Genomic DNA, 15276 nt, shown 5'->3' on the forward strand with positions numbered 1-15276 from the left:
TTTTTATAAGTTCTTGTTTTTATTTTCTTCAGTCTTTACTTTTCTTAAAAGGTCGGATGCAAAAATGAAATTGTTCAGCCTTTCATTTGTTGCCGTAAACACTTCGTCTTTTGTACCTGACCATTCTTTGTGTCCCTGATATATGTACAGGATGCTGTCGCCTATACCCATCACAGAGTTCATGTCGTGAGTGTTGATTATGGTTGTCATGTTGAATTCTGTGGTGATGTCGTGTATAAGTTCGTCAATCACCAGAGATGTCTTAGGGTCAAGTCCTGAGTTTGGTTCGTCGCAAAACAGATATTGCGGGTTCAATGCTATTGCTCTGGCTATTGCTACTCGTTTTTGCATACCTCCACTTATCTCGCCTGGATATTTGTTTTGTGCATCCAGAAGGTTTACCCTGTCCAGACAGAATTGTGCGCGTTTTACCCTGTCGCGATATGTGTCGTTCGAAAACATATCAAGAGGGAACATGACATTCTCAAGTACGGACAGTGAATCGAATAATGCTGCGCTTTGGAATATCATGCCCATTTCCTTACGTAGAGTTTTCTTTTCGACCTTTCCCATACCGAGGAGATTTCTGTTGTCATAAAGCACTTCACCTTTTTCTGGTGTCAGAAGTCCCACAATACATTTCATTAGAACGGTTTTACCGGAACCGCTCTGACCTATGATGAGGTTGGTCTTTCCGTTTTCGAAAGTGAAATTGATGTCATCAAGGACTGTTCTTCCTTCGAATGACTTACATATAGATTTTAACTGTATCATCCCATTAATAGTTGTGTAAGAATTAAATCTGAGAATAGAATGAGTACGCTGCTTGAAACAACGGCGTTTGTACTTGCCTTACCTACGGAAATGGAACCGCCGTCAACTGTGTATCCGAAATATGCCGAAACGCTGGCTATAATGAATGCAAAGAACAGTGACTTGATAAAGCTGCACCAGATATACCACTCTATGAAGCAGTATTGAAGACCGTATTCAAGGTCGGTGGCGTTCATTATACCCGCAAACCATGCTGTACAGAATGCTCCTATAATTCCTGCGAATATACTGAAGATGACAAGAAACGGAATCATTGTCATTAGTCCCAGTATCTTAGGTAGGATAAGGTATGATGCCGAGTTTATACCCATAATCTCAAGTGCGTCTATTTGTTGGGTGACACGCATTGTACCTAATTCGGATGCAATGTTGGAACCTACCTTACCTGCAAGGATAAGACACATTATGGCTGAAGAAAATTCAAGCAACAGGATTTCTCGGGTGGTATATCCTACTACAAATCGCGGCATCCACGGACTTTCTATGTTCAGTTTTATCTGGATACATATAACCGCTCCGATGAAGAATGAAATCAGGAGTACTATACCGATGGAGTTGATTCCAAGTTGGTACAATTCGTTTACATATTGTTTGAAATACATTCTTACTCTTTCAGGGCGTGAAAAAACTCTGCCCATGAGAATAACGTATTTGCCTAGAATACTGATTGGTTTTATCATGATGTCAAAAAATAATTTGTTGCAAAAGTACTGTTTTTTAGCTATTAAATAATAAAAGATAGGATGATTTTAATGTAAATGACCATATAACCCAAGAATTTTACTACTTTTGTGCCCAAAATAAGCTATATGGAAGAATTGAAAGATAAAGAATACGAAGGTAAGTCCGTTGATGCCGGTTCGCAGGCGGATTATAATGAATGTATGGTGCTTCGTACGGAGAATCTTGTCAAGAAATATGGTAAACGAACCGTTGTTAACGATGTTTCCATCAATGTCAAACAGGGAGAAATCGTAGGACTTTTAGGACCTAACGGTGCCGGAAAAACCACTTCATTCTATATGACAACCGGACTTATAGTTCCAAATGAGGGACATATATTCTTGAATGATGAAGATATTACATCATATCCGGTTTACAAACGTGCACAAAAGGGTATTGGCTATTTGGCACAAGAGGCTTCTGTGTTCAGAAAAATGAGCGTTGAAGACAATATTGCTTCTGTTCTTGAGCTTACAAACAAAAGTCCGGAATATCAAAAAGAAAAACTGGAAAGTCTTATAGCTGAGTTCAGATTGCAGAAAGTGAGAAAAAACTTGGGTGACCAGCTTTCGGGTGGTGAGCGTAGAAGAACGGAAATAGCAAGATGTCTGGCTATTGACCCTAAATTCATTATGCTTGACGAGCCTTTTGCGGGAGTTGACCCTATTGCGGTTGAAGATATTCAGCATATTGTCTGGAAGCTTAAAGACAAGAATATAGGAATTCTGATTACCGACCACAATGTGCAGGAAACATTGAGCATTACGGACAGGGCATATCTGCTGTTTGAAGGTAGAATTCTTTTTCAGGGAACTCCAGAGGAGTTGGCAGAAAACAAAATTGTGCGTGAGAAGTATTTGAGCAATAGTTTTGTGTTGAGAAAAAAAGACTTCCAGATACAGCCTGAACGTGATTGATGAAATCGTGTGAAGACCTGTTTGAAATTTTTTTTGTCCTGACTTTTTGGTAGTTGCAAGATTAAACACTATTTTTGCACACCCCAAAAAGTTTATACTTTTGAAAATAAGAATAATAATTAATATAAAACAATTAAGAAATGAATATTTCATTACAGAATGTAAGCAACGTAAGTGCTGTACTTACTGCGCAAATCGAAAAAGCTGATTATCAGGAAAAAGTTGAAAAAGCGTTGAAGACACTTCGTCAGAGAGTAAATATGCCTGGATTCCGTAAAGGTATGGTTCCGATGGGTCTTATCAAGAAACAGTATGGTGTTTCTGTACTTCTTGAAGAAGTTGACAAACTGTTGCAGGAAAAAGTTGGTGAATATATCCGCGAAAACAAAGTGAACATGTTGGGTACTCCACTTCCAAAGGAAAACAACGCTAACTTCGAAACAGACGAAAACTTCGAATTCTCTTTCGATATCGCTTTGGCTCCTGAATTCTCTATAGAATTGTCAAACAATGATACTGTTGACTACTATGATATTGATGTAACAGACGAAATGGTAGAACAGCAGGTTAATATGTACAGACAGCGTACAGCTAAATATGACAAGGTTGAAGACTATCAGGAAAAGGATATGCTGAAAGGTCTTTTGGCTGAGCTTGATGAAAACGGAAATACAAAAGAAGGCGGTGTTCAGGTAGAAGGTGCAGTTATGATGCCTACATACATGAAGAACGACGACCAGAAAGCTATCTTCAACGGTGCTAAGGTAAACACTGTATTGGTGTTCAATCCTTCTGTAGCTTTCGATAACAACGAAGCAGAACTTGCTTCTCTTCTGAAAGTTAAGAAAGAAGAAGTTGCTAACTACAAAGGTAACTTCAGCTTCCAGATTGAAGAAATCACTCGTATGATTCCGGGTGAATTGAATCAGGAATTGTTCGACCAGGTTCTTGGCGAAGGCAAGGCTTCAAACGAAGAAGAATTCCGTGCTCAGGTTAAGGAAAGCATCTCTACTCAGTTTGTAGCTGACAGCGACTATAAGTTCCTTATCGACTTGCGTGCTTACACTATGGGTAAGGTTGGTAAATTGGAATTTGCTGACGATTTGATGAAACGTATCATGCTTGACAACAACAAGGAAAAAGGTGAAGAATACGTAAACGAAAACTACGAAAAGAGCCTTGAAGAACTTACTTGGCACTTGATCAAGGAAAAACTTGTTGAAGCTAACGGCATCAAGATTGAACAGTCTGACATTCAGGATATGGCTAAGGAAGCTACTCGTGCTCAGTTCGCTCAGTACGGTATGATCAACGTTCCTGAAGAATTGCTTGAAAACTACTCTAAAGAAATGCTTAAGAAACGCGAAAGCGTTGAAGCTCTTGTAAACAGAGCTATTGAATCTAAGCTTGCTGCAGCTGTTAAGGGTCAGGTAACATTGAACCACAAAGCTGTATCTGTAGAAGATTTCAACAAAATGTTTCAGTAATATAATTCCAGGCTGAAGTTAATTGCTGAGGCTTATTATAATGGAAGAGGCTTTTAACCGAGGCTTTTCTGGTTGGTGCAAGCTCTAGTCCTGTACTCGGAAAAGAAATGGCTAAAAGTCTCTTTCTGTATTTTTAAAAGATAAAAAATATAACTTATGGATGATTTCAGAAAATATGCAACCAAGCATTTGGGAATGAGCAGCATGGTGCTTGATGATGTTATAAAGTCACAGGCTGGTTATCTTAATCCTTATATCCTTGAAGAAAGACAGCTGAACGTTACTCAGCTTGACGTGTTCTCTCGTTTAATGATGGACCGTATCATCTTCTTGGGAACAGAAATCAATGATTACACAGCCAATACATTGCAGGCTCAGTTGCTGTATCTTGACTCTATAGACTCAGGAAGAGATATTTCCATATATATAAACTCACCGGGCGGATCTGTATATGCCGGTTTGGGAATATATGATACGATGCAGTTTATCAGCAGTGATGTGGCTACTTTCTGTACAGGTCTTGCTGCTTCAATGGCTGCTGTGTTGCTTGTGGCTGGTCAGGAAGGCAAACGTTCTGCATTGACACACTCACGAGTGATGATACACCAGCCTCTGGGTGGCGCACAAGGTCAGGCTTCGGATATAGAAATTACAGCGCGCGAAATATTGAAGCTCAAGAAAGAGTTATATACTATCGTGGCTGAACATTCGCATACTGATTTTGACAAGGTTTGGGCGGATTCGGACAGAGACTACTGGATGACTGCACAGGAAGCGAAGGAATATGGTATAATTGATGAAGTTATGTCTCGCAAGCCTTCTTTGTAATTTAAAAACTTGCAAACTCAAAAAGAACTAAAGAACTAAAATTTATAGTCATTGGAAAATTCAAAAACAACTAGAAATAGGAACAAATGCAGCTTTTGCGGACGTTCGGAAAATGAAGTAGGTTTTCTGATTACCGGCGTGAATGGCTGTATTTGTGATTCGTGTGTGGAACAGGCTCACGAAATTGTCAAGGAAGCCAATATGCATTCCCATGCAGGGAAAAACGGCAATCTGAAATTGGATGAATTGCCAAAACCTGCAGAAATAAAGGAATTCCTTGATCAGTATGTTATTGGTCAGGATGATGCAAAAAGATATTTATCAGTGGCTGTTTATAATCATTATAAACGTTTGCTCCAGGTATCGGACAATAATGATGTGGAGATAGAAAAATCCAACATAATTATGGTCGGAAGTACCGGTACGGGTAAAACTCTGTTGGCACGAACTATAGCTAAACTGTTGAAAGTTCCGTTTACGATTGTTGATGCTACTGTATTGACAGAAGCCGGTTATGTAGGTGAGGATATTGAAAGTCTTCTTACAAGACTTCTTCAGGTAGCGGATTACAATGTGGAAGAAGCTGAACGAGGCATCGTCTTTATTGATGAAATAGATAAGATAGCCCGTAAAGGAGATAATCCTTCAATAACAAGAGACGTCAGTGGAGAAGGAGTACAGCAGGGATTACTTAAATTGTTGGAAGGTTCTATAGTGAATGTTCCTCCTCAAGGTGGAAGAAAACATCCTGAGCAGAAAATGATTCCGGTAAACACAAAGAATATACTGTTTATATGCGGTGGCGCATTCGAAGGTATAGAACGTAAAATAGCGCAAAGACTTAATACGAATGTAGTAGGATATAATTCGGTAAAAGAGTCTGTGAAGATTGACAGGAATAATATGATGCAGTATATTGCTCCTCAGGACTTGAGATCATTTGGATTGATTCCGGAAATAATCGGACGACTTCCTATACTGACTTATCTGAATCCGCTTGACAGAACAGCTTTGCGTAATATTCTGACAAAGCCTAAGAATTCTATTATCAAACAATATATCAAACTTCTTGAAATGGATGGAGTGAAACTTGTTTTCGAACCTGAAGTTCTTGACTATATTGTGGATAAGGCGGTAGAATATAAATTAGGCGCTAGAGGACTGAGGTCTATCGTTGAAACTATAATGATAGATGTCATGTATAATGTGCCTTCTAGCAATGTAAGCGACTTTGTGGTGACGCTTGATTATGCAAAAGAACAAATGGGAAAGACTAATCTGTCCCGCTTGCAGTCTGTTTAAATTATAAATGAAAAAAATACATCTTCAGATGATTTTTTTCACGTTTTATTTGCGTAATATTGAAAGTTGTTTATAACTTTGTTACATAAGAACTTTTCAGAATATCGTTGAATCATTTAATTCATAGGAAGCAATGGCGGAAAAAATCAATTTAGCGGAACAATTGAAGAGGTATTTCGGTTTTGATACTTTCAAAGGAAATCAGGAGGCTATCATAAGAAGTCTTCTTGACGGTCATGATACTTTTGTATTAATGCCTACTGGAGGTGGAAAGTCGTTGTGCTACCAATTACCTTCCTTGCTTATGGAAGGTACGGCTATTGTAATTTCGCCGCTTATTGCGCTTATGAAGAATCAGGTGGATGCTATGCGTAACTTTAGTGAAGAAGATGGAGTTGCGCATTTCATCAACTCGTCACTGTCAAAGTCGGCTATAGATCAGGTTAAGGCTGATATCTCGTCAGGTAAAACAAAATTGCTGTATGTTGCGCCGGAATCTCTTACCAAAGAAGAGAATGTGGATTTTCTGAAACATGTGAAAATCTCATTTTATGCAATTGATGAGGCGCATTGTATATCTGAATGGGGACATGACTTCAGACCTGAGTACAGAAGGATACGACCTATCATAAATGAGATAGGAAAGGCTCCTGTTATAGCTTTGACGGCTACTGCCACACCTAAGGTAAAAATGGATATCCAGAAGAACTTGGGAATGACTGATGCTGCCGAGTTCAAGTCTTCATTTAATCGTCCTAATTTGTATTATGAGGTTCGTCCGAAGACAAATAATATTGATAAGGATATAATAAAATTTATAAAGCAGAATCCTGAGAAATCAGGTATCATATACTGCTTGAGTAGAAAAAAAGTTGAAGAGTTGGCTGAAATACTTGTAGCAAATGGCATTAAGGCGAGACCATATCATGCCGGAATGGATGCAGCTACAAGAAATATAAATCAGGATGATTTCCTGAAGGAAAATATAGATGTCATAGTTGCTACTATCGCATTTGGAATGGGTATTGATAAACCGGATGTAAGATATGTTTTGCATTATGATATTCCTAAAAGTCTTGAAGGATATTATCAGGAAACAGGACGTGCGGGACGAGATGGTGGTGAAGGACAATGTATAGCATTCTACTCGAACAAGGATTTACAGAAACTGGAAAAGTTCATGCAGGGTAAACCTGTGTCTGAACAGGAAATAGGCAAACAGCTTCTTTTGGAGACTGCTGCATATGCGGAATCTTCAGTATGTAGAAGGAAGATTCTGATGCACTATTTCGGTGAGGAATATACGGAAGATAATTGTGGTAATTGTGATAACTGTTTAAATCCTAAGAAACAAGTGGAGGCTCAGGAATTATTGTGTGCAGTGATTGAAACAATCGTTGCTGTTAAAGAAAATTTCAAACAAGATTATATTATTGATGTGTTATTGGGTAAAGAAACATCAGAAGTGTTGGCTCATAAACATGATGAACTGGAAGTGTTCGGTTCAGGAATGGGTGAAGAGGAGCGCCTCTGGAATTCTGTAATACGTCAGGCACTTATTGCCGGATATCTGGCAAAAGATGTAGAGAATTATGGATTGCTTAAAGTTACTCCAAGCGGACATAAGTTCTTGAAGAACCCGAAATCATTCAAGATAGTTGAAGATACAGACTTTGATGAAGATGAAGTTGAAGAAACCCCGATGAGAGGTGGAGCTTCGTGTGCTGTGGATCCTGTATTGTATTCTATGCTTAAGGATTTGCGTAAGAAAATGTCGAAGAAACTTGATGTTCCTCCTTACGTAATATTCCAGGATCCTTCTCTGGAGGCAATGGCTACTATATATCCGATTACCCTTGAAGAGTTGCAGAATATTCCGGGCGTCGGAGCCGGTAAGGCAAAACGTTATGGTCAGGAATTCTGTGATCTGATAAAGACTCATTGCGAGGAGAACGAAATAGACAGACCTGAAGATTTAAGGGTGCGTACTGTAGCCAACAAATCTAAACTGAAGGTCTCTATCATTCAGAGTATAGACAGAAAAGTAGCTTTGGACGATATTGCTGTTGCAAAGGGTATAGATTTCCAGGAATTGCTTGATGAAGTTGAGGCTATAGTATATTCCGGTACTAAGCTTAATATTGATTATTTCCTTGATGAAATTATGGACGAAGACCATATGTTGGATATCTATGATTATTTTAAGGAATCGGAAACAGATAAAATAGAAGATGCCATGGATGAACTTGGTGATGACTATACAGAGGAAGAAATCAGACTAGTCAGAATTAAGTTTATTTCAGAAATGGCAAATTAATTGATATTTTGATGTAAACAACTAGCTTCGCCGGTTTGTAGCCTTGGCGAAGCATTTTTTTTGTCATAAAAATATGTTAATATAATTGTCTGCTCTTATATAATTCGTATAAAAATCGTATATTTGCACGCAATAATAATCAAAAGCATAAAGCCCTATGTCATTTATTGCAGATAAAGTTGTTATGGATGGATTGACTTACGATGACGTTTTGTTGATCCCTGCCTATTCTGAAGTATTACCTAAAACAGTCGAACTTACGACTAAGTTCTCAAGAAACATCGAGTTGAAAATTCCTTTCGTAACTGCCGCTATGGATACAGTTACAGAATCTCAGATGGCTATTGCTATTGCCAGAGAAGGAGGTATCGGTGTAATCCACAAAAATATGTCTATTGCCGAACAGGCTCGTCAGGTTGCAACAGTGAAACGTGCTGAAAACGGTATGATTTCAAATCCTGTTACTATAAATAGGGATGCAAAGGTGATCGACGCCTTGAATATCATGGCTGAATACAAAATCGGTGGTATTCCTGTTGTGGACAACGAGAATTATCTTGTAGGTATCGTTACTAACCGTGACCTTCGTTTCGAAAAGGACATGGAAAAGAAGATACAGGAAGTGATGACTTCTGAAAATATCATCACAACAAAACAGTCAACAGATATGGAGACAGCAGCTCAGATCCTTCAGGAAAATAAGATTGAAAAGCTTCCTGTAGTTGATGAGAATGGTAAGTTGATAGGCCTTATAACTTATAAGGATATAACTAAAGCAAAAGACAAACCGATGGCTTGCAAGGATGCACAGGGACGTTTGCGTGTAGCTGCAGGTGTAGGTGTTACAGCTGATACATTGGAACGTATGGAGGCATTGGTGAATGCCGGAGCAGATGCAATTGTTATTGATACAGCACACGGACATTCAAAATATGTAATAGATAAGCTTAAAGAAGCAAAGAAGCGTTTCCCTAATGTAGATATCGTAGTTGGTAATGTGGCAACAGGTGCTGCTGCAAAAGCATTGGTAGAAGCTGGTGCAGATGCTGTTAAAGTAGGTATCGGTCCTGGTTCAATATGTACTACACGTGTGGTAGCCGGTGTTGGTGTACCTCAGTTGACTGCTGTATATGATGTGGCTAAAGCTTTGGAAGGTACAGGTGTGCCTTTGATTGCTGACGGTGGATTGCGTTACTCTGGTGATGTGGTTAAAGCATTGGCTGCCGGTGGATACAGTGTAATGATAGGTTCGCTTGTTGCAGGTACAGAAGAAGCTCCTGGTGATACAATCATATTCAACGGACGTAAATTCAAGTCATATCGTGGTATGGGGTCTTTGGAAGCTATGGAAAATGGTTCTAAAGACCGTTATTTCCAGAGTTCTACTACTGATGTTAAGAAACTTGTTCCGGAAGGTATCGCAGCACGTGTTCCTTATAAAGGTACACTTTACGAAGTTATCTATCAGTTGACTGGTGGTTTGCGTGCCGGTATGGGATATTGTGGAGCACACAACATTATGGAACTTCATAACGCCAAGTTTACACGTATTACAAATGCTGGTGTATTGGAAAGTCATCCACATGATGTGGCTATTACAAGTGAAGCTCCTAACTACAGCCGTCCTCAATAATATCATTTAGAATATTAGTGTTGGCATGGATTATATATAATGCGTTTACGCTTATGTATGGTCCATGCTATTTTTTTATCATGAGAAGATTATTTGTATTATGTTTTATGTTTATATGGTGCTGTCTCGGACTGTATCCGTATAATCAGTCCGACAAAGTCATATTGAAAATAAATGGTGATGAAATCCTTTTGTCGGAATATGAACAGTATTATAGAAACATATCAAAAATATCAGATTGTTCTGTAGAGGATTATTTTTATTATTTCCTTCAGTTTAAGTTGAAAGTATATGAGGCCAAGAGTAGAGGTATAGACGAAGAGTCCGGTTTTAAGAAGGAATTTGGGCTTTTAAGTAATGAATTGTCGGGAATAGATGATCTTAATGAAAAACAGCAAAGTGGCAATGCTGTTATTCAGGTGATTACTTATAAGCTACGTCAGAATGAAGTGTCTGATAAGGCATTTGCTTTTATGCAGGATGTGTATTCTAAGATTATATCCGGCGAACAGACAGAACGTATTCTTGCCAGAGATGCAGACTCAAGATTAGAGCAATGTGTATATCATGATACAAGGTTTTTGCTGAATGAAGTAAAAGATGCCATGAGTGGCATTTCTGTAGGAGGATGTTCAAAGCCTTTTATCTCTCCGGAAGGAGTTAATATAGTAAGATTGCTTCATGATGAAAGTGATGCTCATTCTGTTTTGAAAATGGCTTATGAAACGTTGCTTGCAGCAGAACTTGATAAGAAGGATGATTTGTTAACTTCTAAAGCATCGAAAAAAGATTTGGAGGAATTCTTCAAACGGAACAGGGGTAAATACAGATGGGAGTTTCCGCATTACAAAGGAGCTGTAATTCATTGTAAAAGCAAAAAGGCAGGTTCTAAAATAAGACGTAAGTTGAAAAAGTTGCCTATGGAGTTATGGAATGATAAACTGAATGAATTGATACGTGAAAATAAAGTTTATGATTCTGTAATTGAAGTCGGTCTTTTTGAAATCGGCGAAAATGAATACATAGATAAATTGGCCTTTAAATGCGGAGAATATAAAGAAATGAATGAGTTTCCATATACTTTTATTCTTGGAAAGAAGCTTGACTATATGGCTGATAATTATCATGATGTATATGATGTGTTGATTCAGGATTATAAACAGGAATGCGAGACGCTTTATTTTCAGGATTTGGAACGTAAATTTAGGGTAGAAAAGTATATAGACGTTTTAAAAACAGTTAATTGTGATGGAAGTAATTGATTTATACAGTATCTTCGTTCACTGATTTATTGAAAAATGTACTACAGATATCTTTTTTGTATTATAACGGCTTTTGTATTGCTTGCTTCCGGGTGTACCGAGACAGTTGACCATAAAGGTAAGACACCACTTGTTCAGGTGGGTGATAATTATCTTTATATGGAAGATGTCATGGCGGTAACACCTCCTGGAATATCTGAAAAGGATAGTGCCGAGATGGCTGACAGATATATCAAAAACTGGATTGATGATATGTTGCTTTATGCAAAAGCTGAGGGTAATATACCTGATGATGCCGGAATAAATGAATTGGTCAATTCGTATCGTAGGGAGTTGATAACTCATACATATATAGAGCAGATTGTAAGTCAGGAAGTTGAAAGCCTAATTCCTGATAGTGAGGTTGAAGAGTACTACAATGAAAATAAGGATGCCTTTCTGGCTGTTGAGCCATACATAAAAGGTCTTTATATAAAAGTACCGAAAACTGCTTCAGGGATTTCTCAAGTAAGGCAGTGGTATAAGGACGGTTCTGAACGCTCAGTTGACAAGATAGAAAAATACGGTTTGCGTAATGCTGTTGATTATGAGTATTTTTATGACAGGTGGAGATCTGTGAATGACTTTTTTCTTAGATTGCCGACTGATGCTGACAAAGAAAAAAACAATATTGGAAAGAATAAGAATATAGAGTTAAGTGATTCTGCATTCTATTATTTCCTTCATATAGAAGATTACCTTGGAAAGGGTGAAATTTTGCCTTTGGAATATGCAGGGAAAGATATTAGAGAAATAATTATGAATAATAAAAGGGTGGAGTTTATAACAAAAATGAAGAAAGATTTGTATGACGAAGCCTGTGATAATAATGATATAAAATATTTTAATGCCTCAAATGAATAAATTAAGTGTAATTCGATTTGGTTTTTTCCTACTATTATCTTTTGTGGGATTGACAGTAAATGCCCAGGACAATGTTATTGACGAAGTCGTTTGGGTGGTTGGCGATGAAGCTATTCTGAAATCTGATGTTGAGAATGAAAGGTTGAATGCCCAATATGAGGGACGACGTTTTGACGGAGATCCATATTGTGTCATTCCGGAAGAACTGGCTGTGCAGAAACTGTTTTTGCATCAGGCAGAGATTGACAGTATAGAAGTTTCAGAGCAGGAAGTTATACAGAAGGTAGAGCAGCAGACTGCATGGCTTATCGATCAGATAGGTTCAAAGGAAAAAATGGAGGAATATTATAATAAGACATCTACTCAAATACGCGAAATGTTGAGAGAAAATATCCGTAACGGACTTATTGTGCAGCAGATGCAACGTGAGCTTGTAGGGGATATTAAACTGACACCGGCAGAGGTGAGAAATTATTTCAAGAATTTGCCTTCTGACAGTATTCCTAGTATTCCTACTCAGGTTGAGGTGCAGATTATAGTACGCGAACCGAAGATTAAAGAGGAGGAAATAGAAAGAGTAAAGAAAAAACTTCGTGATTTCACTGAACAGATATACAAGGGAGAATCTTCATTTTCTGTATTGGCTATGTATTATTCCGAAGACCCGGGTTCTGCACGCCGTGGAGGTGAATACGGATTTACAGGAAGAGGTGAGCTGACACCGGAATTTGCGAATGTAATATTCAATATGACAGATCCGAAGAAGATTTCAAAAGTGTTTGAAACAGAGTATGGATACCACATAGCACAGCTGATTGAAAAAAGAGGTGATAGAGTAAGTTATCGTCATATACTTATGAAGCCTAAAGTTGATGAACAGGAAATAGAAGAGGCGCTCAACAAGCTTGATACCTTGGCTAATGATATACGAAAAGGAAAAGTGACATTCGATGAGGCTGCCACATGGGTATCTCAGGACAAGGATACAAAGAATAATCATGGATTGTTGGCCAATCCTCAAACAGGAACTTCTCGCTTCGAAATGCAGCATCTTGCCGGACTGGTATCTCAGGAAGTTGCAAAGGTAGTTGAAGGTATGCAGATAGGTGAAATATCAAAGCCATTTACGATGATTAACTCGAAAGGTAAGGAGGTGTGTGCCATCGTTAAGCTGAAAAACAGAATTGATGCACACAAGGCTACCATTACTGAAGATTATCAACGCCTGAAGAGTATGGTGACAGCAAAACGCAGTGAAGAGAAAATTCAGGAATGGATTGTTGAAAAACAGAAAAATACATACGTTCGAATTAATCCTAATTGGAGAAAATGTGATTTTAAATATCCGGGATGGATCAAGGAATGATAATTTACATTATTGCCTAAATAGACAGAATGTTTGATATAAAGAAAAAAATAATGTTATTTGGCGGGCAGAGAGTACTGTTGTTATGTACTCTCTGCCTGTTGGGCTTTTGCCTGACGGCTGCCAATATGCAGGACGGCAGGACACAGACTCAGCCGAAACAGAAAAGTAAGGTGTATTTGTTGCGTGCCGACAAACTGAAAAAAGACGCTCTGCATCCTGACGCGCAAATAGTGGTTGGAAACGTAGTCTTCCGTCATGACAGTGTGTATATGTATTGCGACAGTGCATATTATTATGACAAGATAAATTCATTCGAGGCATTCAGCAATGTACGTATGGAACAGGGGGATACTTTGTTCCTATATGGTGACAGACTGTATTATGACGGGCTGACCCAGATTGCGCAGATGCGAATGAACGTAAGAATGGAGAACAGAACAACAACATTGCTTACCGATAGCTTGAACTATGACAGAATATTCAATCTTGGATATTTCTTCGATGGTGGAACAATGATGGACGACCAGAATGTACTGACTTCCGAATGGGGAGAATATAGTCCTTCTACCAAAATGTCTGTTTTCTATTACAATGTGAAACTGGAAAACCCACAGTTTACAATGCTGTCCGACACGTTGAAATACAGTACATTGACAAAGGTGGCAAATATTGTTGGTCCTTCTGATATTTACAGCGACAACAATTATATTTATTCCGAGTCGGGATATTATGATACACAGACCGGTAAAGCAGACCTGTATCAGCGCTCGGTGTTGACAAGCGACAGCAAGCAACTGACTGGAGATTCATTGTTCTATGACAGAAACACAGGTATTGGCGAGGCTTTCTCAAATATAGTAATGACAGATACTCTAAACAAGAACATGATGTTGGGGGACTATGGTTATTACAATGAGAAACTGAAAAGTGCTTTCGTTACGAAGAATGCAGTAGCTATAGATTACTCTCAGGGAGACAGTCTTTTCCTACATGCTGATACCCTCAGTATGAATACTTTCCATCTTGACACTGACTCTATGTATAGAGAGGTAAAGGCATACCATAAGGTAAGGTTTTACAGAACAGATGTCCAGGGAGTAGCGGACTCACTGGTGTTCTCGTCGAAAGATTCATGTCTTATCATGTATAAGGATCCTGTCCTATGGAATGAAAACCAGCAACTTTTGGGTGAACAGATAAATATATACATGAACGACAGTACCATAGACTGGGCACATATCATCAATCAGGCTCTTTCTGTGGAACAGATACCTGTAGATACTACATTGTTCAATCAGATTTCCGGAAAGGAAATCAAGGCGTATTTCGAAGACGGACTTATGGAAAAAGTAGAGGTGATAGGTTCTGTCCGGTTAGTGTATTATCCAATGGACTCCGACAGTCTTCTTATAGGAATGAACGTGTCTGAAACCAGTCAGCTGGATATATATCTTGAAAACCAGCAATTGGAACGCATGGTGATGAGTCCTAAGTCGAATGGTACTCTATATCCTATGTCTCAGATACCTTTGGAGAAAAGTCATCTTGATAATTTCGTATGGTTTGACTATATTCGTCCTTTGAATAAGAAGGATATATTCAACTGGCGTGGCAAGAAACTTGAAGATCAGCTGAAGAAGAATGTTCGCGGACCTATAGAGTTGCCTAACCAGCATTTGTTTAACGATAAATAGATAATAT

General features: G+C 38.5%; 12 protein-coding genes. 10 read left to right on the forward strand and 2 right to left on the reverse strand.

Annotation, left to right across the window (positions count from 1 at the left end):
* Positions 1 to 3 precede the first annotated feature (3 nt).
* Both OCV82_RS09230 and OCV82_RS09235 read right to left on the reverse strand, forming a co-directional pair.
* Positions 4 to 774, reverse strand: coding sequence for an ABC transporter ATP-binding protein (locus OCV82_RS09230; protein WP_154044159.1), 771 nt, complete (start codon positions 772 to 774; stop codon positions 4 to 6).
* Positions 771 to 1514 carry an MlaE family ABC transporter permease gene (locus OCV82_RS09235; RefSeq protein ID WP_154044160.1) on the reverse strand — a complete coding sequence of 248 codons (744 nt, stop codon included), beginning with the start codon at positions 1512 to 1514 and terminating at the stop codon, positions 771 to 773. Before OCV82_RS09235 ends, OCV82_RS09230 begins: the two co-directional genes overlap by 4 nt.
* Positions 1515 to 1718: 204 nt before the next feature.
* Between OCV82_RS09235 and lptB the strand changes: the two genes are divergently transcribed.
* The 10 genes from lptB (at position 1719) to OCV82_RS09285 (ending at position 15269) form a co-directional block, all read left to right on the forward strand.
* The gene (lptB, locus tag OCV82_RS09240) at positions 1719 to 2474 is read left to right on the forward strand and encodes an LPS export ABC transporter ATP-binding protein (RefSeq protein WP_154044198.1); all 756 of its coding nucleotides are present in this window, start codon (positions 1719 to 1721) and stop codon (positions 2472 to 2474) included.
* A gap of 140 nt (positions 2475 to 2614) precedes the next feature.
* On the forward strand, positions 2615 to 3961 hold the full coding sequence (gene tig / locus OCV82_RS09245) for a trigger factor (RefSeq protein WP_154044161.1): 1347 nt from the start codon (positions 2615 to 2617) through the stop codon (positions 3959 to 3961).
* Positions 3962 to 4117: 156 nt separating this feature from the next.
* The gene (gene clpP / locus OCV82_RS09250; protein WP_154044162.1) at positions 4118 to 4789 is read left to right on the forward strand and encodes an ATP-dependent Clp endopeptidase proteolytic subunit ClpP; all 672 of its coding nucleotides are present in this window, start codon (positions 4118 to 4120) and stop codon (positions 4787 to 4789) included.
* Between the two features lie 51 nt (positions 4790 to 4840).
* Positions 4841 to 6091: an ATP-dependent Clp protease ATP-binding subunit ClpX gene (gene clpX / locus OCV82_RS09255; protein ID WP_154044163.1), complete on the forward strand. Its 1251-nt coding sequence runs from the start codon at positions 4841 to 4843 to the stop codon at positions 6089 to 6091.
* 133 nt (positions 6092 to 6224) lie between these two features.
* The gene (gene recQ / locus OCV82_RS09260) at positions 6225 to 8408 is read left to right on the forward strand and encodes a DNA helicase RecQ (RefSeq protein ID WP_154044164.1); all 2184 of its coding nucleotides are present in this window, start codon (positions 6225 to 6227) and stop codon (positions 8406 to 8408) included.
* Between the two features lie 157 nt (positions 8409 to 8565).
* Positions 8566 to 10041, forward strand: a complete 1476-nt coding sequence (gene guaB, locus OCV82_RS09265) for an IMP dehydrogenase (protein WP_154044165.1) — start codon at positions 8566 to 8568, stop codon at positions 10039 to 10041.
* Between the two features lie 80 nt (positions 10042 to 10121).
* Positions 10122 to 11303, forward strand: a complete 1182-nt coding sequence (locus OCV82_RS09270) for a hypothetical protein (protein ID WP_154044166.1) — start codon at positions 10122 to 10124, stop codon at positions 11301 to 11303.
* A 36-nt stretch (positions 11304 to 11339) separates the two neighbouring features.
* Positions 11340 to 12206, forward strand: coding sequence for a peptidylprolyl isomerase (locus tag OCV82_RS09275; protein ID WP_154044167.1), 867 nt, complete (start codon positions 11340 to 11342; stop codon positions 12204 to 12206).
* On the forward strand, positions 12199 to 13572 hold the full coding sequence (locus OCV82_RS09280; RefSeq protein WP_154044168.1) for a peptidylprolyl isomerase: 1374 nt from the start codon (positions 12199 to 12201) through the stop codon (positions 13570 to 13572). The genes OCV82_RS09275 and OCV82_RS09280 overlap by 8 nt, the downstream gene beginning before the upstream one ends.
* Before the next feature lie 29 nt (positions 13573 to 13601).
* A complete protein-coding gene (locus OCV82_RS09285; protein WP_154044169.1) occupies positions 13602 to 15269 on the forward strand; it encodes an OstA-like protein in 1668 nt (555 codons plus the stop codon).
* The last annotated feature ends 7 nt before the right edge of the window (positions 15270 to 15276 follow it).

The sequence above is a fragment of the Bacteroides cellulolyticus genome, from assembly GCF_025567135.1.
In the GTDB taxonomy this organism is placed as follows: Bacteria; Bacteroidota; Bacteroidia; order Bacteroidales; family Bacteroidaceae; genus Phocaeicola; species Phocaeicola cellulolyticus.